Source organism: Pedobacter nyackensis (assembly GCF_900176505.1).
In the GTDB taxonomy this organism is placed as follows: Bacteria; Bacteroidota; Bacteroidia; order Sphingobacteriales; family Sphingobacteriaceae; genus Pedobacter; species Pedobacter nyackensis.
On record NZ_FWYB01000020.1, the window covers coordinates 62,847 to 83,800 of the forward strand.

The 20,954-nt window shown below is 39.2% G+C and carries 16 protein-coding genes; 12 read left to right on the top strand and 4 right to left on the bottom strand.

Annotated features, from left to right (window positions below):
* Positions 1 to 26: 26 nt before the first annotated feature.
* The 4 genes from B9A18_RS23340 to B9A18_RS23355 form a co-directional block, all read right to left on the bottom strand.
* The gene (locus B9A18_RS23340) at positions 27 to 845 is read right to left on the bottom strand and encodes a hypothetical protein (protein ID WP_084292071.1); all 819 of its coding nucleotides are present in this window, start codon (positions 843 to 845) and stop codon (positions 27 to 29) included.
* 9 nt (positions 846 to 854) lie between these two features.
* A complete protein-coding gene (locus tag B9A18_RS23345) occupies positions 855 to 1,391 on the bottom strand; it encodes a heavy-metal-associated domain-containing protein (RefSeq protein WP_084292073.1) in 537 nt (178 codons plus the stop codon).
* 132 nt (positions 1,392 to 1,523) lie between these two features.
* On the bottom strand, positions 1,524 to 1,922 hold the full coding sequence (locus B9A18_RS23350; protein ID WP_084292075.1) for an HYC_CC_PP family protein: 399 nt from the start codon (positions 1,920 to 1,922) through the stop codon (positions 1,524 to 1,526).
* 101 nt (positions 1,923 to 2,023) lie between these two features.
* Positions 2,024 to 2,674, bottom strand: coding sequence for an oxidoreductase (locus B9A18_RS23355; RefSeq protein ID WP_084292077.1), 651 nt, complete (start codon positions 2,672 to 2,674; stop codon positions 2,024 to 2,026).
* Positions 2,675 to 2,925: 251 nt separating this feature from the next.
* Here B9A18_RS23355 and B9A18_RS23360 point away from each other — a divergent pair, with 251 nt between their 5' ends.
* The 12 genes from B9A18_RS23360 to B9A18_RS23415 form a co-directional block, all read left to right on the top strand.
* The gene (locus tag B9A18_RS23360) at positions 2,926 to 3,501 is read left to right on the top strand and encodes an RNA polymerase sigma-70 factor (protein ID WP_084292079.1); all 576 of its coding nucleotides are present in this window, start codon (positions 2,926 to 2,928) and stop codon (positions 3,499 to 3,501) included.
* Positions 3,502 to 3,594: 93 nt separating this feature from the next.
* Positions 3,595 to 4,746 (top strand): FecR family protein, encoded by a 1,152-nt coding sequence (locus B9A18_RS23365; protein WP_084292080.1) that lies wholly within the window; start codon positions 3,595 to 3,597, stop codon positions 4,744 to 4,746.
* 287 nt (positions 4,747 to 5,033) lie between these two features.
* Positions 5,034 to 8,390 carry a TonB-dependent receptor gene (locus B9A18_RS23370; protein WP_235005426.1) on the top strand — a complete coding sequence of 1,119 codons (3,357 nt, stop codon included), beginning with the start codon at positions 5,034 to 5,036 and terminating at the stop codon, positions 8,388 to 8,390.
* A 13-nt stretch (positions 8,391 to 8,403) separates the two neighbouring features.
* Positions 8,404 to 10,344, top strand: coding sequence for a RagB/SusD family nutrient uptake outer membrane protein (locus B9A18_RS23375; protein ID WP_084292083.1), 1,941 nt, complete (start codon positions 8,404 to 8,406; stop codon positions 10,342 to 10,344).
* 19 nt (positions 10,345 to 10,363) lie between these two features.
* Positions 10,364 to 11,542, top strand: a complete 1,179-nt coding sequence (locus B9A18_RS23380) for a DUF5000 domain-containing lipoprotein (protein WP_084292085.1) — start codon at positions 10,364 to 10,366, stop codon at positions 11,540 to 11,542.
* A gap of 27 nt (positions 11,543 to 11,569) precedes the next feature.
* On the top strand, positions 11,570 to 12,268 hold the full coding sequence (locus B9A18_RS23385; protein ID WP_084292087.1) for a DUF4998 domain-containing protein: 699 nt from the start codon (positions 11,570 to 11,572) through the stop codon (positions 12,266 to 12,268).
* A gap of 19 nt (positions 12,269 to 12,287) precedes the next feature.
* Complete coding sequence (locus B9A18_RS23390; protein WP_084292089.1) at positions 12,288 to 13,751, top strand: hypothetical protein; 1,464 nt, start codon at positions 12,288 to 12,290, stop codon at positions 13,749 to 13,751.
* Positions 13,752 to 14,003: 252 nt separating this feature from the next.
* The gene (locus B9A18_RS23395) at positions 14,004 to 14,999 is read left to right on the top strand and encodes a Gfo/Idh/MocA family protein (protein WP_084292091.1); all 996 of its coding nucleotides are present in this window, start codon (positions 14,004 to 14,006) and stop codon (positions 14,997 to 14,999) included.
* An 86-nt stretch (positions 15,000 to 15,085) separates the two neighbouring features.
* Entirely contained in the window at positions 15,086 to 15,796 is a 711-nt protein-coding gene (locus B9A18_RS23400; protein WP_159452736.1) for an endonuclease/exonuclease/phosphatase family protein, read from the top strand.
* 43 nt (positions 15,797 to 15,839) lie between these two features.
* Complete coding sequence (locus tag B9A18_RS23405; RefSeq protein ID WP_084292095.1) at positions 15,840 to 18,932, top strand: PQQ-dependent sugar dehydrogenase; 3,093 nt, start codon at positions 15,840 to 15,842, stop codon at positions 18,930 to 18,932.
* Positions 18,933 to 18,964: 32 nt separating this feature from the next.
* Entirely contained in the window at positions 18,965 to 20,179 is a 1,215-nt protein-coding gene (locus B9A18_RS23410) for a nucleoside permease (protein ID WP_084292097.1), read from the top strand.
* A gap of 5 nt (positions 20,180 to 20,184) precedes the next feature.
* Positions 20,185 to 20,954 (top strand): Gfo/Idh/MocA family protein (locus tag B9A18_RS23415; protein WP_084292099.1); only part of this gene is annotated, 770 nt, incomplete at its 3' end.

Consider the following 20,954-nt stretch of genomic DNA (forward strand, 5'->3'; position numbering starts at 1 on the left):
AGCCTTGTTTATTAAATGATAGATATCTATTTTAACGCGTTGAAGAAATTAAACTCAACACGGGCCATATACATATTTTTATTGTACCTGTTTTCTAAATTGCCTGCAACCTCAAACCGGTAGCCCAAATCAACGCGTGTACGGCTATTGATAATCACCTGAACTGCAGGAGCAAAATCCACGTACGATCTGCCATTTTCCGGATTAGTCTTACCCAACACCTCAAAGTATAAGTTCAGATTAGGCTGATTATAATTCTTATATACAAAAGGCAGTAGTAAATAACCGGAAGACATGCTGTAGCCCAACATATGATCTGGCTGTGGCGTACCTGTAATAGTTTTATCACCTATATTATCAAAGGCCTTGCTGTAACTCAAAGTACTTGATAAAGCCAATTTATGCAACAACTGGGTAAAAACCAGTCCGGCTTGTACTCCTGTGTTGTCCCCCTCAAGATTGATGTCTTCAGAATAGGTAGGTCTATTGCTGGTACCAACCCTGGCAAAGGCAGCCGCCCTAAAATGACTCTTCACTTCGTCGATAGATAAAAACCTATATTTGCCATATAAACCGGCACCCTCTGCTTTGTATTTTCCATCCATATCCGAGAAAAACCCTTGTCCGTGCAACATGAAGTTCTTATTAAAGCCCAGCATCAGCTCAGGTATCAGGCGACTGGAAAAATTCGGACTAAACACACCTTCATTAGTGAGTCGAAACCCGATAGATTTTGCGGCCATATTACTTGCCGGTTCAGAAAAAACATATAATTCCTGTGCCTGCATAGTTATAGCACTCATAGCCACTGCTACAGGTACTAATAAAAATTTAAGAAATCTCATGAAAATGACTTAGGTGCTTAAATGATAGATACGTGTCATTTTACCATTTACCATGCCTGATCCAGTCTTGTAGGATTCCAAACTAACCTGGGTAGCTTTTTTCTTAAATGCCGAACCAGACATGAAATCTTTGTCTACCACAGTAGCTTTTACCGGACCATTCAAAGTTTTATCCTTCGCATTCAGGAACTGATAAACGTTTGTTCCAGCAATAGCTAATCCTTTATCGTCCACTTTAGTATTGCTGAAATTAAATACAGCGTCTAAGTTCCCCACAGAGAAACCTGCATCTTCTACTTTAGTTTTAATCTGATCAAAATCTACAGCTTTATCCTTCTTGAAAGTTAAAACAAAGATGTTTTTGTTCAGATCCGGCTCAATGGTTTCAATGAAATCCAGAGTCCTTAAAGATTCGTCGGTAGCCTGAGAACACATAGAGCAGGTTAATCCTGTAACTTGTAGGTCTACAGAAGAAATTTGTTGTGCAGATACTTTGCTTGCAAATAAAATAATTGATAGTATAACTAGACTTTTAATCGTATTCATAAGATATGATTTAATTTATTATTCAAAAAATGCCAGCCTTTTTAGGCGGCTTTACTTCTCATAATGACACATGCTTAGATGCATCAAACCGTTATAGAACTGAGCTATAACGACTCATAAATTATTCCTGGTCTAATTCCTGAAAACGCAATTAAATAGATGAAGCGATAGTCGCGAAGAAAGCGGGGGCGCCTTATTTGCGGCATAGCTAAATAAATTGGATGAGACATTGCGAAAAGACTCTGTAACCAAAGGGCCTAAAAACAATTGAATGCCAAAATCCGGAGCAAGGCTTACTTTTAATCCAGCCGTATGACTGTCTTTAACTTTCGCCTCTATTGAAGTGTTTTTGCAACAATCACTATCCTTACCTTTCTTTTCAGCCATTTTACAATTTCCACATTTCGCAGTTTCTGTAAAGCTGACATCAGCAAGTCTACCCCCACAAAAGTGCATATTCAATGCAATCCCGATGATGGTCATCAGGTAAAATGCACATAGGCTTATTGTAAGTTTTTGACGCAATTTCATACTTTTTCAAACGTATAGATATTTTTGTTCTAAAGCAAATGAATGGGGTATGGCTTAATTCAGTTCGCAAACTTGTTACACAAGAATGCGACTTAGGACTTTTAACCTAGCCGTTCAATTTCGTCAGAATCGTAGGTAAATATACCTGCTACAGGTATTAGCGATTGCTTTAACATGGCTGATGCTACCTTCTCAATTTTAATGCTGCGGTATTTTTTTAGTCCCCCAATTAGTAAAGGATTTAAAAATCGCATCAGGCCAATCATTATTCCTTCCGCACTGCGGTGCTCTTTCCTGTCGCCATCCAATAACGAAGGTCTGTAGATATGTATGCCTTTAAATGGAATCGTTTTGAGGTCGCGCTCTACTTCACCTTTCAATTTGGAGTAAAAAATAGATGAATTTGCATTGGCACCTAATGCCGAAACCAAATGGTACTGGGAAGCGCCGTTTTGATGTGCTATAAAGGCAATATCTAAGGGATACTGATAATCTATTTTGCGGTACTGCTCCTGATCTGGCGTTTTGTTTTTGGTTGTCCCCAGCGCACAAAATACGACATCACCCTTTATATCCTCCTGATGATTTTCAAGCCGATCAAAATCAACTACCAGTTGTCGAAGTTTTGGATGTTGTAGCGCCATTTCATTTCGTACTATAGCGGTCACTTTTGTATAATCAGGATGATCAAGTAGCTGTTGTAATAAACGGCCCCCAATTAATCCTGTCGCTCCGGCAATTATTGCTTCCATATTGGTCTAAATATAGGGTTTAACAATCTGGTAGGTTATAAGTTTTGTCGGCCTAAGGTTAAAAAAATGGAAATATATTATAATATTAGGATTGATAATTATTAGATTTATTTATCGAAGAATGCAATTCACTATTAATAATAGATTAAGCTTGTCTTAATTGACCGGTATTTATAAAGATGTATGCCGTAAACTTTTAGCTTTACGGTTATAAATTATAACAATTAGTAAAGTGTCACCGAAATTTAGAAATGCTTCAATATAGTTTTATACATTTTACCGACGAGAGATTATTGGAATTGATCCGTGATAATGACGACCGGGAAGCTTTTGATGAGTTGTATAACAGACACTGGAAATTTTTGTTTACAGCATCTTTCAACATGCTTAGAGATCGGGATGAAAGTCTGGATATTTGCCAGGCTGTATTTTTATGGCTTTGGGAGCACCGTAATGATCTCAATATTAAGACAAACTTAAGAGGATACTTGTATAGTTCCGTAAAATATAAGATCGCGAATTTTATAAGAAGAGGAAAAATACGTGAGAGCTTTTTCGATGAATTGAAGCAAGTAGATACAGAAGCCTTTCAAGAGAATGAATTGGAACTTAAGGAACTTCAAATATTGATAGCTCAGTTAGTGAATGATCTCCCGCAAAAGTGCAAAGAGGTATTCCAACTCAGCAGAAATGAAAATCTTACGCATAAGCAAATTGCAGACAAGCTGGGGATTTCTGAAAAGACCGTTGATGATCATATACTCAGAGCTATAAAGAAACTTAAAACTCCATTAAATAGATTGGCTTCTATTTTTTTGACGCTGTAAATCAGTGCTTTAATTTTTATTCCATTTTTTTTTATAAAAGGAACAGGTGTTTAGCCACATTTAAGTGCCATCATAATAAAGGCACATTAAAAGATGATGGATAAACACGCATTCATGCAACTGGCTGGTAAGGTAACAGATGGTACGGCAACTGAACAGGAGTTATCTTTGTATAGCAACTATATTAATCATTTTAAGAGTGATACCGAATGGGACGATCAGTTGATGGGTAATGAAGAGGCTACGAAGTTGCAGTTATTTGAAATGATCAATAGTGTAACTGAGATGAAAGTAATCCCTTTTTATAAACATAGGACTTTCAGCTACCTTGTAGCTGCTTGCATTGCGCTAATATCGATAACTATAGGTATAATTTTTTATAATAACTATACTCAACATTCAGGCGATAAAAACAGGACAGTACTGAAAAATGATATTGCTCCAGGTGGTAACAAAGCTATTCTTACACTTGCTGATGGCTCGCAGGTTTTACTGAGTGATGCAGACAATGGTAAAATAGCCGAAGAGGCCGGGATCAGTATCACCAAATCAAAAGATGGACAATTGATATACCAGGTTAATAATCCAGCACTTGCTGCCGCCACTGGGAATGAGCCTGTTGTTACTTACAATACCATCTCGACCCCAAGAGGTGGGCAATATCAGGTATTGCTGCCAGATGGTACGCAAGTATGGTTAAATGCTTCGTCATCATTGAAATTTCCAACCTCTTTTATCGCTAACCAGCGCAACGTAATGTTAACCGGAGAAGCTTATTTTGAAGTGTCAAGAAATAAGAAAAAGCCCTTTATTGTAAATGTGGGCGAGATGAAGGTTGAAGTACTGGGTACCCATTTCGATGTTATGGCTTATCCTGATGAACAGAGTATAAACACGACACTGATCGAAGGTTCTGTTAAAGTGGCCCGAAATAATGAAAGTAGAATACTGAAACCAGGCCAGCAAGCAATAGTCGGAGATGAGATGCAGGTAGTTAAAGCTGCAGGTGATGTTATTGCATGGAAAAATGGCCTTACATCTTTCAAAGATGCGGACATCCGTACGATTATGCGTCAGGTGGCCAGATGGTATGATGTTGAAGTGAATTATGAAGGAGAGATCCCAAGGAGGCTTTTTACCGGAGAAATTTCCAGGAAAGCAAATCTTTCTGAATTGATAAAAATCATTGAACTGAGTAATATTCAGCTGAGGCTTGAAGGTAAGACAATTACCGTAATGCCTTGATAATTAATAATAAGAAATACAAGTCTAACCAACCTAACCAAACCACCAAACGTATGAAAGAATAGCTACAAACCCAGCCTTCAGGTTAATACAAAAAAAACCGGTAATGCGCTAACAGTACCGGTTATGCTGTTGAGAACAACAGTTGCAGGGATTAACTTATTTCACAAATCTAACGACAGATTATCAAACACTTAAAACCCTAACAAAACAAAAGTATGGATTTTTATTCTCTTTGTGGGGCCCCTTATGGAAAAACAAGGGGCCTTATCAAACTTTTTCTGGTTATGAAATTAACATTATTTATCGTAATTGTTATTGGCTGTATGCAGGTGAATGCCTCAGGATACGCACAAAAAATTACGCTCTCGGTTAAGAATGCCCCTTTGGAAAGCGTTTTTCAAGAAGTGAAAAAACAAAGTGGTTATCTCTTCTGGTATGAGAATTCGTTGCTTAGTAATACAAGGAAAGTAGACCTGGATTTGAACGAGGTTACCCTAAAACAAGCGCTGGACGAATGTTTCAAAGATCAGCCGCTTTCTTATCAGATCGTGGGTAATACCATTGTAATTAAAAGTAGGGGCCTTGTTATAAACCGGAACCTGGAACGGGAAATCAGGGGTGTAGTGACCGATTCGGTAGGGCCAATACCCGGAGTATCCATTAAACTAAAAAACAAGACTACTGTTGGAACTACAACAGATACTTATGGAAGATTCAGTCTGAAAATACCGGATGACAATGCCGTCCTGATTTTTAGTATGGTAGGTTATGATACCCAGGAAGTTCCTGTGAAAAATCTTAGTGTTTTGAATGTGGTGCTAAAAGCGACTAGAAATACCCTTGATGATGTTGTTGTTGTGGCTTTTGGTACCCAAAAGAAAACAGATATGGTGGGCTCCATCACTTCGATAAAGCCTTCAGATCTTAAAGTACCTTCCAGTAACCTCACCACGGCACTCGCCGGACGGGCAGCAGGTGTTATTGCCTACCAAAGAAGTGGTGAACCCGGCCAGGACAACGCAGATTTCTTTATCCGCGGAGTAACTTCATTTGGTACCGGAAAGGTAAATCCTCTGATACTGATTGATGGGGTTGAACTTGGTGTAACAGAGTTGGCCCGTTTACGTCCTGATGATATTGAAAGCTTTTCCATTATGAAAGATGCTACTTCAACGGCATTGTATGGTGCGAGAGGTGCAAACGGCGTAATCTATGTAACCACAAAGCAGGGGAAGGAAGGTAAAGCAACCATATCTTTCAGGGCAGAAACTAGTATGTCGCAGGCTACGTCAAATGTTGAACTTGCTGATCCTGTTACTTTTATGAAATTGTATAACGAAGCACAGTATGCAAGGCATCCGTTTGAAACGCCATTCTATCCTCAGGAGAAGATTGATGCAACGGCAGAAGGAGTTAGCCCAATTATTTATCCAGCCGTAGATTGGAGAAGAGCATTGTTTAAAGATCGGGCTTTTAATCACCGCTACAATTTGAATGTAAGTGGTGGTGGTAAAGTAGCCCGTTATTATGTCGCTGGTTCACTGGCCCAGGATAATGGGGTTATAAAAATGGATAAGATCAATAATTTTAACAATGGAATTGATCTCAAAAGCTACACATTAAGGGCAAACGTAAATATTGACCTGACAAATACTACTGAGCTAATAGTAAGACTGAATGGCAACTTTGACGATTACACCGGACCTATAGATGGAGGAGGGGATTTGTATAATAAAGTAATTCGCAGCAATCCGGTTAATTTTTTACCCTATTATCCAAAGGATGCCGCTCACCGCTCCGTGCAGCATATCATGTTTGGAGGTCTGTCTGATAAAGCTTTCATAAATCCATATGCCGACATGGTGAAAGGTTATAAGGATTATAACCGCTCGTTAATGTTGGCTCAGTTGGAGTTAAAGCAAAAGCTATCCTTTCTAACTGAAGGGTTAACTTTCAGAACCATGATGAATACCAATAGGATTTCGCGTTATGATATTGCAAGATCTTACAACCCATTTTTCTATCAGCTTAGAGAATATGATAAAAGAACACTGGATTATAATGTAGAATTGTTCAATGAAAGTACAGGGCGGGAGTTTTTAGATTTTACATTGTTGGGAGATCTAAGAGAACAGAGCACGGTGTTTTATATGGAATCTGCCCTTAACTATAACCGTACTTTTTCCAATAAGCATTCCTTAAGTGGATTATTGGTGTATATTATGAGATCGGGGACAAATGCCAGGGCCGGTAGTTTACAGCTGTCATTACCGTCAAGAAATCTTGGACTATCCGGAAGAACAACATATGGTTATGATAACCGGTATTTTGCTGAGTTTAATTTTGGTTATAACGGTTCTGAGCGGTTTCATGAAAGCAAACGTTTTGGTTTCTTTCCTTCTGTTGGTTTGGCCTGGACAATATCTAACGAAAAGTTCTGGGCGCCACTTAAAGGTAAATTGAATAACTTCAGACTAAGAGCTACTTATGGTTTGGTTGGTAATGATGCGATAGGATTGGATGCAGATAGGTTCTTTTATCTTTCCAACGTTGATATGAACAATGAATACAGACGTTTTATTTTTGGAAGAGAAGGTAGTACTATAAAAAATGGAATTAATGTAGACCGTTATTCAAATGCAGACATTACCTGGGAAACAGCTTATAAAACTAATCTGGCATTGGAATTAGGCTTGTTTAACAAAGTAAACATCCAGGCTGATTTTTTCTCTGAAAAACGTAGTAGTATCCTGATGAAACGGGCAAGTATACCTTCAACAATGGGACTGACGGCTGATTTGAGTGCAAACGTAGGAGAAGCTACTGCTAAAGGAATGGATATTTCTGTTGACTATTCACATAATTTCAGCAATGGTATGTGGCTGCAATCCAGAGGTAATTTCACTTACTCTACCAATAAACGTACGATTTATGAAGAACCAACTTATCAAAAAGAATGGTGGAAATCTATGGTTGGATATCCTATCAATCAACAATGGGGATACATTGCAGAACGGTTGTTTGTTGATGATAATGAGGTGAATAATTCGCCGGCGCAAAATTTTGGTTCTGCCAATGTTGCAGGCGACATTAAGTATAAAGATGTAAATGGTGACGGACAGATCACTGAATTGGATATGGTACCAATAGGTTTGCCAACTGTACCTGAAATTGTATATGGTCTGGGCTTTTCTTTTGGTTTTAAAAATTTTGATATCTCTACCTTTTTTCAAGGATCTGCCATCAGTTCTTTCTGGATAGATCCGGTAAAAGTGGAGCCTTTTGTGGGAGGAAAACAGATTATGAAGGCATTTTCGGATAATCATTTCTCTCCGGAAAATCCTGACTCATATGCCTTATGGCCAAGATTAAGTACTGAAACGCAAGCAAATAATACCCAGCCAAGCACGTGGTGGATAAACAATGGTAGCTTTCTTCGTCTGAAGCAAGCGGAAGTTGGTTACTCACTTCCTTCGAAAACTGCGCGGAGACTCAAAATGCAGAATATGCGCTTCTATCTAAGTGGTACAAACCTGCTTTTGCTTAGCCATTTTAAATTATGGGATATAGAAATGGGAGGGAACGGACTAGGCTACCCATTGCAAAAAGTGTTCAACCTGGGCTTAAATGTGACATTTTAATAATAATTGAAAGATGAAATTTACCAGAATAATAGTTCTCGTTACTGCTTTCGCATTGCTGGGATCCTGTAAAAAATATATAGATGTGGTACCAGACAATGTCGCCACCTTGGATTATGCATTTAGAATGCGCTCAACAGCAGAAAGATATTTGTTTACCTGCTATTCCTTTCTTCCGAAAATGGGAAATATGTACCATAGCCCGGGAATGTTTGGTGGGGACGATTTGTGGGTGTCTTCAGACAAGGTTGACTATTGGGCCAACTGGACAATTGCTATTGGTCTGCAAAACATAAATACGCCGATATTGGATTTCTGGCGAGGTACACAGGATAAGGATGGAAATGGGAATCTCGTAAACAAGCCAAGTGCAATAACCCAGTCGTTATGGACTGGGATCAGTCAATGCAATATATTTCTTGAGCACATCAGCAAAGTGCCAGACATGGAGGAATATGAGCGTGACCAGTGGATAGCTGAAGTCAAATTTCTAAAGGCTTACTATCATTTTTTTCTTTTGAGAATGTACGGCCCTATTCCGATCCAGGATAAGAATATACCAGTATCAGCTTCCGTAGATCAGGTAAGGATCTCGAGAAAACCTGCCGACGAAGTATTTAATTATATTATTACACAGTTGGATGAAGCAGCTCCTAATCTTCTTTTACAAGTTAGGGATGAAAGCTCTGAACTGGGCAGAATAACAAGACCTATAGCACTAGGTTTAAAGGCTAAAATATTGGTGTATATGGCCAGTCCTTTATTTAATGGAAATCCTGACTATTCTAGTTACAGCAATAAGGATGGCACAAAGCTGTTTAGCAGCAGTGCTGACAAAGAGAAATGGCATAGGGCCGCAAATGCCTGTAAAGAAGCCATTGATATATGTCATTCATTGGGCTATAAAATGTATGAATTTCAGGGGAATAACCAAACTCAAAGTATTTCGCAGGATACCAGGTTGGCGATGAACGCCCGTGTAATAACGGACAGATGGAACTCAGAAATTATATGGGCTCATACAGCTGCGTCTACCACCGATTTGCAAGCATGGGCTACCCCCAGGGGATTTGATGCTGCACAGGCAGTTTATACAGGTTCTACTGGTTCTATAGGTGTGCCCTTAAAGATTGCTGCACTTTACTATACTAAGAATGGGGTGCCGATTGAAGAAGACATACAATGGGATTATTCAGGGCGTTTTAATTTAAGAAAAAGTACTGCGGCTGAAAAATATCAGATTAAGGAGGGGTATACCACAGCGGAGTTTAATTTTAATAGAGAGTCCAGGTTTTATGGTTCTCTGGGTTTTGATGGGGGTAAGTGGTATGGCCTGGGTAAATTTGATGATAATGCATCATATTGGCTGGAAACTAAAAAAGGTCAATTCGGTGGTAAAATAGGCACAAGCTGGCATTCTGTAACCGGTTATTATGCTAAAAAATATGTCAACTATACCAATTCCATAACAAGTCCCACAACATACACCACAACTAACTGGCCATGGGTAATGTTAAGGTTATCCGATTTATACTTGCTTTATGCAGAGGCCTTGAATGAAATCGAAGGGCCAGGCTCAGAAGTCTACCATTACCTGGATCTGATCAGGGCAAAAGCAGGCTTAAAGGGAGTGCAGGAATCCTGGACAAACTACTCGAAAACTCCTGGGAAAATTTCAAACCCACAGGGAATGCGGGAAATTATCCATAGGGAGCGATCTATCGAACTGGCTTTTGAGGGAGCGCGCTTCTGGGACCTTCGCAGGTGGAAGGAAGCTCCTGATGTATTAAACAGACCAATAACAGGCTGGGATGTTGATCAGGAGACGGCTGCTGCTTATTACCGCGAAAAGGTACTCTATAATCAGATATTCAACTTTAAAGATTATTTCTGGCCCGTAAGTGAAAGAGACCTGATTGTAAACAAGAACCTGGTGCAAAGCCCGGGATGGTAAAAACTTAAATAATTTAATTATGAAAATATTATTCCCAGTTATCCTTATAGGTTTCCTGTTAATTTATGGATGTAAGGAGAAAGAAATAGAGCCTCTGGTTAAAAATAACAATAAGCCAGGGATGATTACCAATGTTAAAGTAACCAACGGAAATGGAGAAGCAAAAATAACCTATACTTTACCTGATGACCTGGATATGTTATATGTTGAAGCTGTTTTTTCAATAAATGGTGGGGAGAAACGTACTGTAAAGTCAAGTATTTATTCCAACAATCTGTTATTGGAAGGGTTTGCGGATACTGATGAACATGAGGTGACCCTATATGCAGTTAATCGTTCTGAAAACAGATCTGAACCAGTAGCGATAAAAGTAAAGCCTTTGATTGCGCCTATTCATACGGTTTTTGCAACACTTAAAGTTGCAGAGACTTTTGGAGGCGTAAGCATGCAGATTATAAATGAATTGCAAAAGGAATATGTGGTAAATACGCTATTCAAAAATGACGATGGCGAATGGGTTGCATACGACAGGCTCTATACCAACGCAAAAGAGAAGGAGCATGCTGTAAGAGGTTTACCTGCCAAACCTACAGAGTTTGCTTTTTTTCTGGTTGATAAATGGAAAAATCATTCAGATACATTAAAGACAAATCTCACTCCGCTTTTTGAAGCGCTTTTGGACAAAAACTTATGGAAGCATTATCCTTTGCCTTCAGATACTTATACCCCGGAATTTGCGTCCTGGGAAATCAGTAACCTGTGGAAAGGTGGAACTGCCAGCATTTTTTATCAAAAACCAGGTGCGAATGTTTTATTGCCTAACTGGTTTACTATTGATTTGGGTAAACGATACAAGTTTAGCCGGATTAAAGTAAACCAGCTCTCTCACGCAAATGCCTGGATGTTTGCCAGCGGTGCGCCAAAAACATTTGAAATTTATGGAAGTAATGGCCCTGGGCCAGATGGTAGTTGGGCCAGCTGGACACTGCTTTCTGGTTTTCAATCAGTAAAGCCTTCAGGAGGAGCCTTAGGTGCACTTAGCAACGAAGATATTGCAGTTGCTAAAGAGGGGGAAAATTTTATTTTTCCATTAGGGACATTGCCTTACAGATATATACGCTTCAAAACCCTTACAACCTGGGCTGGTGTTACCAATGTAATGATTTCTGAACTGACACTTTGGGGACAGGAGCAATAATTATAATGGATATTAATATTTAATAAAATGAACGTAAAAATTATAAAGATTTCACTATTGTGTCTAGCTATTTTATCTGGTATCTATTTGTCTGCATGCAAAAAAATGGATGATAGTTACAAGCAATTTGTTGAAAAAGGAGAATCCATTTATATCGCTAAAGCAGATTCTATAAAAATCTATGGAGGACGTAACCGGGTTGAAGTAACCTGGCTATTGCTTTCTGATCCTAAAGTAATCAGGTATAAGTTGTATTGGAATAACCGTAAAGATTCACTGGAAAAACCCGTAACGAAAACAGGAGAGGTAGATACAGTAAAAGCTATGTTAACTAACATAGCAGAAGGGACCTATTTCTTCGATATCTATTTATATGATAAATTAGGTAATTCATCTATAAAATCTACCAAATCGGGAAAGGTTTATGGAGAACGCTTCCAATCCTCGCTGTTAACCAGGGCGTACCGATCGATAACACGCTCAGGAACCGATGTTAATGTGGAATGGATGTTTGCAGATTCGGCTGTAAAACAACTTGATCTTCAGTATACAAACACTACAGGTGAACTAAAGCGCGTAACAGTTACCGATAAAAAACAATCTGTTACCCGTTTAGTTGGTATGCCAGTGAATGGATCATTTAGATACAGAACTGTATTTGAGCCTGAAGCTAAAGCGTTGGATCTTTTTTATACAGATTATATTACCGTACAACTTACTTTGTAAATTTTTATATTAATATTGAATGTCTAAAGCTTTTATCAGTATTTTAATCTGCAGTTGTTTTTTATTCTCCAAGTTAATTGCTTCAAGCTGTAAAAAACATAATCAGTTTGATAAGCTTGTTGATGACGTTGCTAAGCGGAAAAGAAACGCACTAAAAGGACCATCGATTCAATTTTCTCCCGGATTTGCTTACTACCTGAACAGAAGTAAGGAGAGTCTGGTAGAAGAAATTGAACTGGCAGGATATAAAACCGTGCACTACTTTATAACGAATGAGAACGTTGTAGATAAGGAACTGGTAAAAGCTTTTCAAAAAAGGAATATTGCGGTATGGGCAATGGTACTGGGAAACGGAACTTATTCAACTGATTTTTTTCCAAAGGGCTGGGAAAAGTGGAAAGTAAAGTTTATTGCCCCCTATACATTTGAAGGTTTTACTTTTTTGTCTCCTTTTAGCAAAGAATATCTGGGCTGGAAGAAACAGGCTTTAGGGCAACTCTTAAAAGGAAATCTTTTCGATGGGATAGAGTTTGCTGAGGCTTATTTACCAGGCTCCTGGGAAGAAAAAGCTAAAGCTTCGCACGGCGACGTAAGTGAAAACGCAGTAGCTGCATTTCAGCAAAAATATCACCGTCGCATACCGGATTTTTTTAATAAACAATCTCCCGACTACTTTAAAACAGATACTACACTTTATAACTTATGGGTAAATTTTAGGGTTGATGGGGTAAATAGTTTTTTGAATGAATTGGTGAATGGTAAAGGAGGGGTAAGAGAATCCTTCCCGGATATTTTTGTGGCTACCTGGAGTTTGGGGATTGATGCAGGACCAAAATCTGTTGATATGCTGAGGGAGCACAATGGTTTGGATGTACCTAAAATGATCCAATTGGTAAGACCTGATATTCATTTTATTCAAACACATTATCCGGATTGGATAAAATCTGAAGTTGATCTTTCTTATGATTATTTTAAAGCCTATGGCCCCTTTTTTAGAGAAATTAGGGATGCAAATAAGACGATACCTATAGGCTTGCAGGCTGATATTGGCTCTGTGAAATCCATGATTAAATCGGGCGGCTGGTTTAAACGGTTTTTAGCTGAAACACTAAATTATGGCTATAGTGCAACAACGGCATATGAGTATAATTTAGGAGGCTATATCTATAAAGATAAGCCACTGGCATTAATTGTAAAAAAACAGAATAAAAACGATTTGATGATTTCTTTTAACAAAAGAATCGATGCAATTAGTGCCGGTAATGTAACTAATTATAGATTCATCCAGCATGGAAAAGTGCTCATGATAGGGATAAAGAAAATCATTACTGATGGGAATAGAATAAAAATTATAACAGACAGACTTCCAGCTGGAAATTTTGAACTGGAACTGAAAGGGATAGAAGATACACCACGGCTTTGGTACTATAAAGGATATCCCGCGAACCGAATGGATGGGCAGAAGATGATGATTGAAGGATAAATCTTTGTTGAAATGTATACCCTTAAAAAGCTTTAGTTATTTTAAAATATTAAGAACTATGACGATGATGTTGATTTTTAATCTAAAAGAATTCTACAATTGTTACATTTTTTGGGTTTAAAGTCTTATTTTTAAGCAGTTGTTGATTAAAAGTATTGTTTTTAAGAAGTGATTATTAATAAAATTTAAATTACCAATGGATCCATACCTGACCAGTATTGATTAAAACTAAACACACAAATCTAAAATTATATGAAATCTTTTAACCGCAGATCCTTTATCAAAACTACAGCTCTGGCAGGAGCAGGTATCGGATTTTTTAATTCAGCGAAGGCCTTTGATCTTCCTTCAAGTTCTGCTTCTTATAAACGCATCGGAATTATTGGTTTGGATACTTCGCACAGCGAAGTCTTCACTAAAATTATTAACAATGGTGGCCCTGAAATGGGCGGATACAAAGTTGTTGCTGCTTATCCTCATGGAAGTAAAGATATTCCCCAGGCATTAAAAATGAAACCCGGTATTATTGAAGCGGTGAAAGGCATGGGGGTTGAGATTGTAGGTTCTATTGAAGAACTGATCAAAAAGGTGGACGTTGTGTTGTTGGAGACTATTGATGGCAGACCCCACTATGATCAGGCATTGCCGGTTATGCAGGCAGGAAAAAGGATGTTCATTGATAAACCGATAGCTGCAACACTTGAAGATGTAAAAAAGCTGTATGCCGCTTCTAAAAAATATAATGCACCTATTTTTAGTTCTTCAGCATTGCGTTATGATGCAAATGTAATGAAGGTAGTTTCGGGTTCAATCGGAAAAGTGATTGGAGCTGATGTTTATACTCCTGCTGAACTGGAACCTAACCACATGGATCTGGCATGGTATGGTATTCATGGCATAGAAATGCTATTTACGGTAATGGGCCCAGGTTGTAAAACTGTGACCAGGATTCATAAAGATGGTACTGACTTTTTAACCGGCGTATGGGAAGATGGACGTATCGGAAGTGTAAGAGCAATCCGGGAGGGCGCCTCAAACATTGCAGGCACCGCCTTCGGTGAGAAAGGTATAGCTCCGCTGGGACCATTTAGTTCCTATGCACCGATGATTACAGAAATCATTAGTTTTTTTGAAACCGGTAAACCTCCGGTTTCTGAGGCTGAAACTATGGAAATTTTTACATTTATACGCGCTGCAGATATCAGTCGCAAACGTAATGGTGCAACCATTTCATTGACAAGTGTATGAGAAATCTGATATGCGCTTACTTAGCGATTTTGACTTTAAATTCTTTTGCTCAAAGAAAAACGGTTAAAGCGAAGTCTGTTAAAATTATGAGCTATAATATTCGTATTGCCAGTCCGCCTTCTAAAGGTTGGGGCTTTACAGATCTGCAGGCTATCGCAAACGTAATCAACAGTGAGCAACCTGATTTGGTAGCCTTGCAAGAGGTAGACGTTTATACGGAAAGATCTGGCAAGCAATCTCATCAGGCTAAAGAGCTCGGGGAAAAAACAGGGATGCATTATCATTTTGCTAAGGCTATAGACCGCAGTGGAGGCGATTATGGTGTTGCCGTTTTGTCGCGTTTCCCAATTTTAAAAGCCGAAAGCTTTCGTCTACCACTTACAGAAGGCTCAAAGGGCGAGATTCGTGCAGCAGCTTTAATCCACTTGAAAATATTGGATGAGGAGGTTGTTTTCATGTCTGCCCACCTGGATCATCTTACGGATGCCGATAGGAGATTGCAGGTTGAAGAACTCATTAAGATCATTAAAACGAAGTCAAAATACCCCTTGATTTTCGGCGCCGACCTGAACATGAAACGCAACAATCCAGTTATTGGGCTCCTTGAAAAAGAAATGATATTTCTCTGCACAGATTGTAAGCCAACTTTTCCGGCAGATAAACCTGAGCAAACTATTGATTATTTAATGCTCAACAGAAAGGCATTTAACAAATACAGGATCTCCGATTATAACGTAGGAAATGAAACATATGCTTCAGATCATTTGCCCTTAATGATAAACATCGTTAAGAAGTAATCCTCCGGGAATTAGAAATGAACCACACAAACTGAATATAAAAATGAAACGGAATTATTTATTGATGCTGGCTGCTGTTTTTCTTGTAGCGGCTTGTTCTAAAACGCGTGAAGTAGCAAATGTGTTGTATTTCTCCGGAAATGCTAACGATAATTATGCTGCTCAGCTGAAGGAAGCAGGAAAAAAGAATGGATGGAAAGTCGTAGTTACGAATGACTCCCATTATTTTAGTGAAGACTCTCTGAAACTATTTAACACCGTGGCTTTATCTTTTTCGACTTTAAATAAATTGGACTATAAATCATTACCTGAATTAAAACGGTATGCGGAATCAGGAGCTGGTGGTATTTTAGCTATAAAGGATACGACACTTCAACACCGTGGATGGCCATGGTTGCAATCTCTGGTTGAAAAAAATGATAGCAATATTCCCACACTAAATGACGACCGTGTATTGGTTGTGAATAAAACAGCCGACAGTAAAGCACTTACACAAGCACTGCAACTCACTATTGCTGCAAAGCAAGCCGTAGATTATACAAAGGCAAAAACCTTAGCTGTCCCTGATAGCAGTCGTTATACCAGGATTGTTTTGGCTGAAGGGCTGGATGAGCCGATGGAAATGGCCATTCTGCCCAACCTGAACATTCTTTTTATAGAACGTAAAGGGGGAGTTAAATTGTACAACAATGAAACACGGGAAGTAAAGACCATTGCAAATATTGGGGTGTTCAGTGGTATTGAGGACGGCCTGTTAGGTGTAGTGCTGGATCCTAAGTTTGCCGAAAACCATTGGGTATACCTATACTATGCTGTGGCCGGAGAAGAAGCTATCAGCCGCTTATCCAGGTTTAAATTAAATAATGAAGACCTGGATCTTAAATCAGAACAGGTTTTACTGGAGATTCCGACGCAGCGTAAATACTGCTGCCATTCGGCCGGATATCTGGCTTTTGATGCCAAGGGAGTGCTTTACCTTTCTACAGGCGATAATACCAATGCTGAAGAAACTGAGGGGTATACACCTGTAGATGAAAGACCGGGCCGTGAGCTTGCTGATGATCAGGCGACCTCTGCAAATACAAACGACCTTAGAGGGAAGATACTTAGGATAAAGCCGGAAGAAGATGGAAGTTATTCCATCCCTGATGGAAATCTTTTCCCTAAGGATGGCTCAGAAGGACTTCCTGAAATTTATACCATGGGTTCGCGTAATCCTTATCGTTTTAGTATAGATCATAAAAATGGATACGTGTATTGGGGGGATGTAGGCCCGGATACTAAAGTTGTAGGTGAGGGGGGAGAATATATGAGCTTCGATGAAATTAATCAGGCAAAAGGACCTGGCTTCTTTGGTTGGCCATATTTCTTAGGTAATAATCAGGCCTTTCCTATGTATAATTATGCTACTAAAAAACCAGGTGATAAAAAGGAACCGGCCAAACCAATCAACAATTCGCCAAACAATACTGGTGAACGTGAGTTGCCACCTGCGCAAAGCGCGATGATCTGGTATGGAAAAATTCCTTCCCGGAATTTCCCAATAGTAGGAAGTGGTGGCGCTACAGCAGCTGCGGGCCCGGTGTATTATAGTGACCTGTTCCCCAACGCAGCATATAAATTATCCGACTATTATAATGGGAAACTCTTTATCTATGAATGGATAAGAGGTTGGATCATGGCTGTAACGTTCGATGAGAAGGGGAATTACCTGCGAATGGAGCCGTTTTTAAAGCACTTAAATTTTTCTGCCCCTATTGATATGCAGTTTAGCGCGGATGGTGCCATATACATGCTGGAGTATGGAACAAATTGGTTCTCTAAAAATACGGATGCCAAGTTGGTGCGCATTGAATACCAGGAAGGAAACAGAAGGCCGGTAGCTGAGATTGAAATTGATAAGCCATATGGTGGGGCCCCGCATACAGTATCCCTGTCTGGCAATAAATCTGTAGATTATGATAAAAATGATAAGTTAAACTACAGCTGGAAAATAGATGGTAAAACCATAGACGGGCCTATTACAAAATACACATTTGAAAAAACGGGTATTCATAATGTTGAGTTAGTGGTTAAGGATGATAAAGGTGCTGTTGGGATAGCAAAAACCAAGATTCACGTTGGGAATACACCACCAGAGGTAAGTATTCAGACTTCAATAAACCGTAGCTTTTATTGGGACAATCAAATCATGGATTATAGCGTCACCGTTAAAGACGCTGAAGATAAGGCTATAGATCAAAATAAAGTAAATGTATCCTTCGGGTACATCCCTCAGGGGAAAGACGTAGCGGTTATTTTGGCCAGTAACCAGGATCCCAGTGGTTATAAGTACCTGAAAGGAGCTCAGATGCTGGGCAACCTCGACTGTAAAGCATGCCATTCAATGGATAAAGAATCCGTTGGGCCAACATATATGGCTATTTCAACTCGATATACCACGAAGAAAGATGCTGTCAAATTCTTATCAAATAAAATTATTGAAGGAGGCAGCGGAAGTTGGGGAGAAAGAGCTATGTCTGCACACCCTGCACTTTCAGCAAGTGATGCAGCAGAAATGGTAAATTACATCCTTTCACTTTCCGAAAAACCTAAAAGACTTCCGTTAAAAAATGCTATTCCACTAAAGGATCATGCAGGTAAAGGAATTGAAGGAAGTTACTTGCTAAATGCCACTTACCGTGATCAGGGGGCTAATGGCATAGAAGCTTTGGATGGTAGGGACTACATTTCATTACGTAATCCTATTGTACAGGCCGATGATTTTGATAAAGGAAACGTACGCATTGCTACCATTACCACAGAATTCATGGCATATGTAACAGGTCTGGTAAATCAAAGCTATATTATGTTTAATGATGTTGATTTAACGAGTATTAAACACCTTAAATATAGGGTGCAATTAAAAGGTCCAGGTGGCAACATTGAACTTCGATTGAACAGTAAAGATGGCCTGTTGGTAAGTACGCTGACGGTGCCTGCCGGTAACGCTCCTGATGTTAAATCAGGATGGAAAGAGTTGGAGGCTGAGGTTGCAGCAACAAAAGGAAAACATAATTTGTATTTTGTTTTTAAAGCTCCCGGAGTAAAGCAGAATATGTTTAATCTCGACTGGATCTATTTTTTGAATAAGTAAAACCAGATAAAAAAACATAACCAAACCAAACTATGCAAAAATCTATTAGAGTACGTTTATCTTCCCTGATGTTTCTGGAGTATTTTATCTGGGGATCCTGGTATGTAACCATGGGGACATATTTATTTACAAATTTTAAAGCAGATGCTATACAGGTAGGATCTTCGTATGCTAATTTATCTATCGCGGCTATCATTTCTCCCTTTTTTGTTGGGTTAATAGCTGACAGATTTTTTGCGGCACAAAAAGTTTTAGGGGTATTGCACCTTATGGGTGCAATTACCCTTTATTTTATCAGTACGCTAAGTGATTTTAGTAGTTTCTGGTGGCTGATTTTATTGTATACTTTGTTGTATATGCCAACAATGGCATTGTCAAATTCTATCTCTTTTAGTCAGCTCAAGGATCCAGGCAAAGAATTCCCCTCAATAAGGGTCTTTGGCACGGTAGGCTGGATTGTCGCTGGTCTGCTTATTGGTTTTTTGGGTGTAGAAAGTTCTGTGCTTACTTTTCGCATTGCAGCGGGATCTTCTTTATTGCTTGGGGTGTTTAGCTTTTTTCTGCCTGACACACCAGCAAAGAAAAATGCAGATAACAGGCTCTCCGCAATACTTGGTCTTGATGCCTTAGTCTTGTTTAAAAACAGATCCTTTGCCGTGTTTTTTATTTCCTCAATTGCCATATGTATTCCCCTGTCTTTTTATTATAGTTTTACCAACTCATTCTTAAATGACATAGGAGTAAGCAATACGGCTGGAAAAATGACGCTGGGTCAAGCCTCTGAGTTCTTTTTTATGCTGGCTATCCCATTCCTGTTTCGTGGGTTAGGGGTTAAAAAAATGTTGCTTATTGGCATTGCAGCATGGATAGTCCGGTATCTGCTTTTTGCTTACGGTAATGTCGGGGCAAACATGTGGATGTTATATGCAGGGATTATGCTACACGGTATTTGCTATGATTTTTTCTTCGTAACAGGGCAGATTTATACAGATGCCAAAGCCGGTCCTGCAGTAAAAAATGCCGCACAGGGGCTAATAACTTTTGCTACTTATGGGGTAGGAATGCTGATTGGATCTTATGTTTCAGGTTTTATTACAGAAAGTCATTCCACTACAATTAATAATGAAACAAGTTATCAATGGCAACAAGTGTGGCTCATGCCTGCATTAATAGCAGGAGCTGTCCTGTTTGCTTTTGCCATTTTCTTTAAGGATAAACTTAAAGCAGTTGAACAAATTAAAAATTAAAATTTATGTCTGAAATTATTAAGCCTATAAGAGTTTTAGTGGTTGGCTGCGGTAATATGGGCGCCTCTCATGCCACAGCTTACCATAACCTTGATGGATTTGAAATATGTGGTATCGTATCTACCGGTAACAGCAAAGTTGTGTTGAACGAAAAGCTGGGCGGTGGTTATCCCTTGTTTAGTGATTATGAAGAAGCTTTGGCACAAACGAAGCCTGATGCAGTGTGCATTTCTACTTATCCGGATACGCATGAGCCTTTTGCTGTTAAGGCGATGGAAAGCGGCGCACACGTATTTATAGAGAAGCCGTTAGCTGATTCTGTTGAGGGGGCACAGCGTGTTGCTGATGCCGCTAAAAAGTATGGTAAGAAATTACTGGTGGGATATATTTTACGCTATCACCCGTCATGGGAACGCTTCATTGAACTTTCATCAGAAATGGGAAAGCCATTGGTAATGCGGATGAATTTAAATCAGCAAAGTCAGGGTGCCAAATGGACGGTACACCGTAACCTGATGAAAAGTTTGAGCCCAATAGTAGATTGTGGGGTACATTATATAGATGTGATGTGTCAGATGACCCGCTCTAAGCCTTTACAGGTAAGTGCTATTGGCGCAAGGTTAAGTAATGATATTCCGGAAGGTAATTACAATTACGGGCAATTACAGATTCGCTTTGAAGATGGTTCTGTGGGCTGGTATGAAGCCGGCTGGGGCCCAATGATGAGTGAAACGGCTTTCTTTGTGAAAGATGTGATCGGACCGAAAGGTTCTGT

Coding starts and splice junctions, on each gene's coding strand:
- B9A18_RS23340 (WP_084292071.1), bottom strand. CDS start 845: ATGAGATTTCTTAAATTTTTATTAGTACCTGTAGCAGTGGCTATGAGT.
- B9A18_RS23400 (WP_159452736.1), top strand. CDS start 15,086: ATGAGCTATAATATTCGTATTGCCAGTCCGCCTTCTAAAGGTTGGGGC.
- B9A18_RS23405 (WP_084292095.1), top strand. CDS start 15,840: ATGAAACGGAATTATTTATTGATGCTGGCTGCTGTTTTTCTTGTAGCG.
- B9A18_RS23370 (WP_235005426.1), top strand. CDS start 5,034: ATGAAATTAACATTATTTATCGTAATTGTTATTGGCTGTATGCAGGTG.
- B9A18_RS23355 (WP_084292077.1), bottom strand. CDS start 2,674: ATGGAAGCAATAATTGCCGGAGCGACAGGATTAATTGGGGGCCGTTTA.
- B9A18_RS23375 (WP_084292083.1), top strand. CDS start 8,404: ATGAAATTTACCAGAATAATAGTTCTCGTTACTGCTTTCGCATTGCTG.
- B9A18_RS23350 (WP_084292075.1), bottom strand. CDS start 1,922: ATGAAATTGCGTCAAAAACTTACAATAAGCCTATGTGCATTTTACCTG.
- B9A18_RS23380 (WP_084292085.1), top strand. CDS start 10,364: ATGAAAATATTATTCCCAGTTATCCTTATAGGTTTCCTGTTAATTTAT.
- B9A18_RS23345 (WP_084292073.1), bottom strand. CDS start 1,391: ATGAATACGATTAAAAGTCTAGTTATACTATCAATTATTTTATTTGCA.
- B9A18_RS23360 (WP_084292079.1), top strand. CDS start 2,926: ATGCTTCAATATAGTTTTATACATTTTACCGACGAGAGATTATTGGAA.
- B9A18_RS23385 (WP_084292087.1), top strand. CDS start 11,570: ATGAACGTAAAAATTATAAAGATTTCACTATTGTGTCTAGCTATTTTA.
- B9A18_RS23390 (WP_084292089.1), top strand. CDS start 12,288: ATGTCTAAAGCTTTTATCAGTATTTTAATCTGCAGTTGTTTTTTATTC.
- B9A18_RS23410 (WP_084292097.1), top strand. CDS start 18,965: ATGCAAAAATCTATTAGAGTACGTTTATCTTCCCTGATGTTTCTGGAG.
- B9A18_RS23365 (WP_084292080.1), top strand. CDS start 3,595: ATGATGGATAAACACGCATTCATGCAACTGGCTGGTAAGGTAACAGAT.
- B9A18_RS23395 (WP_084292091.1), top strand. CDS start 14,004: ATGAAATCTTTTAACCGCAGATCCTTTATCAAAACTACAGCTCTGGCA.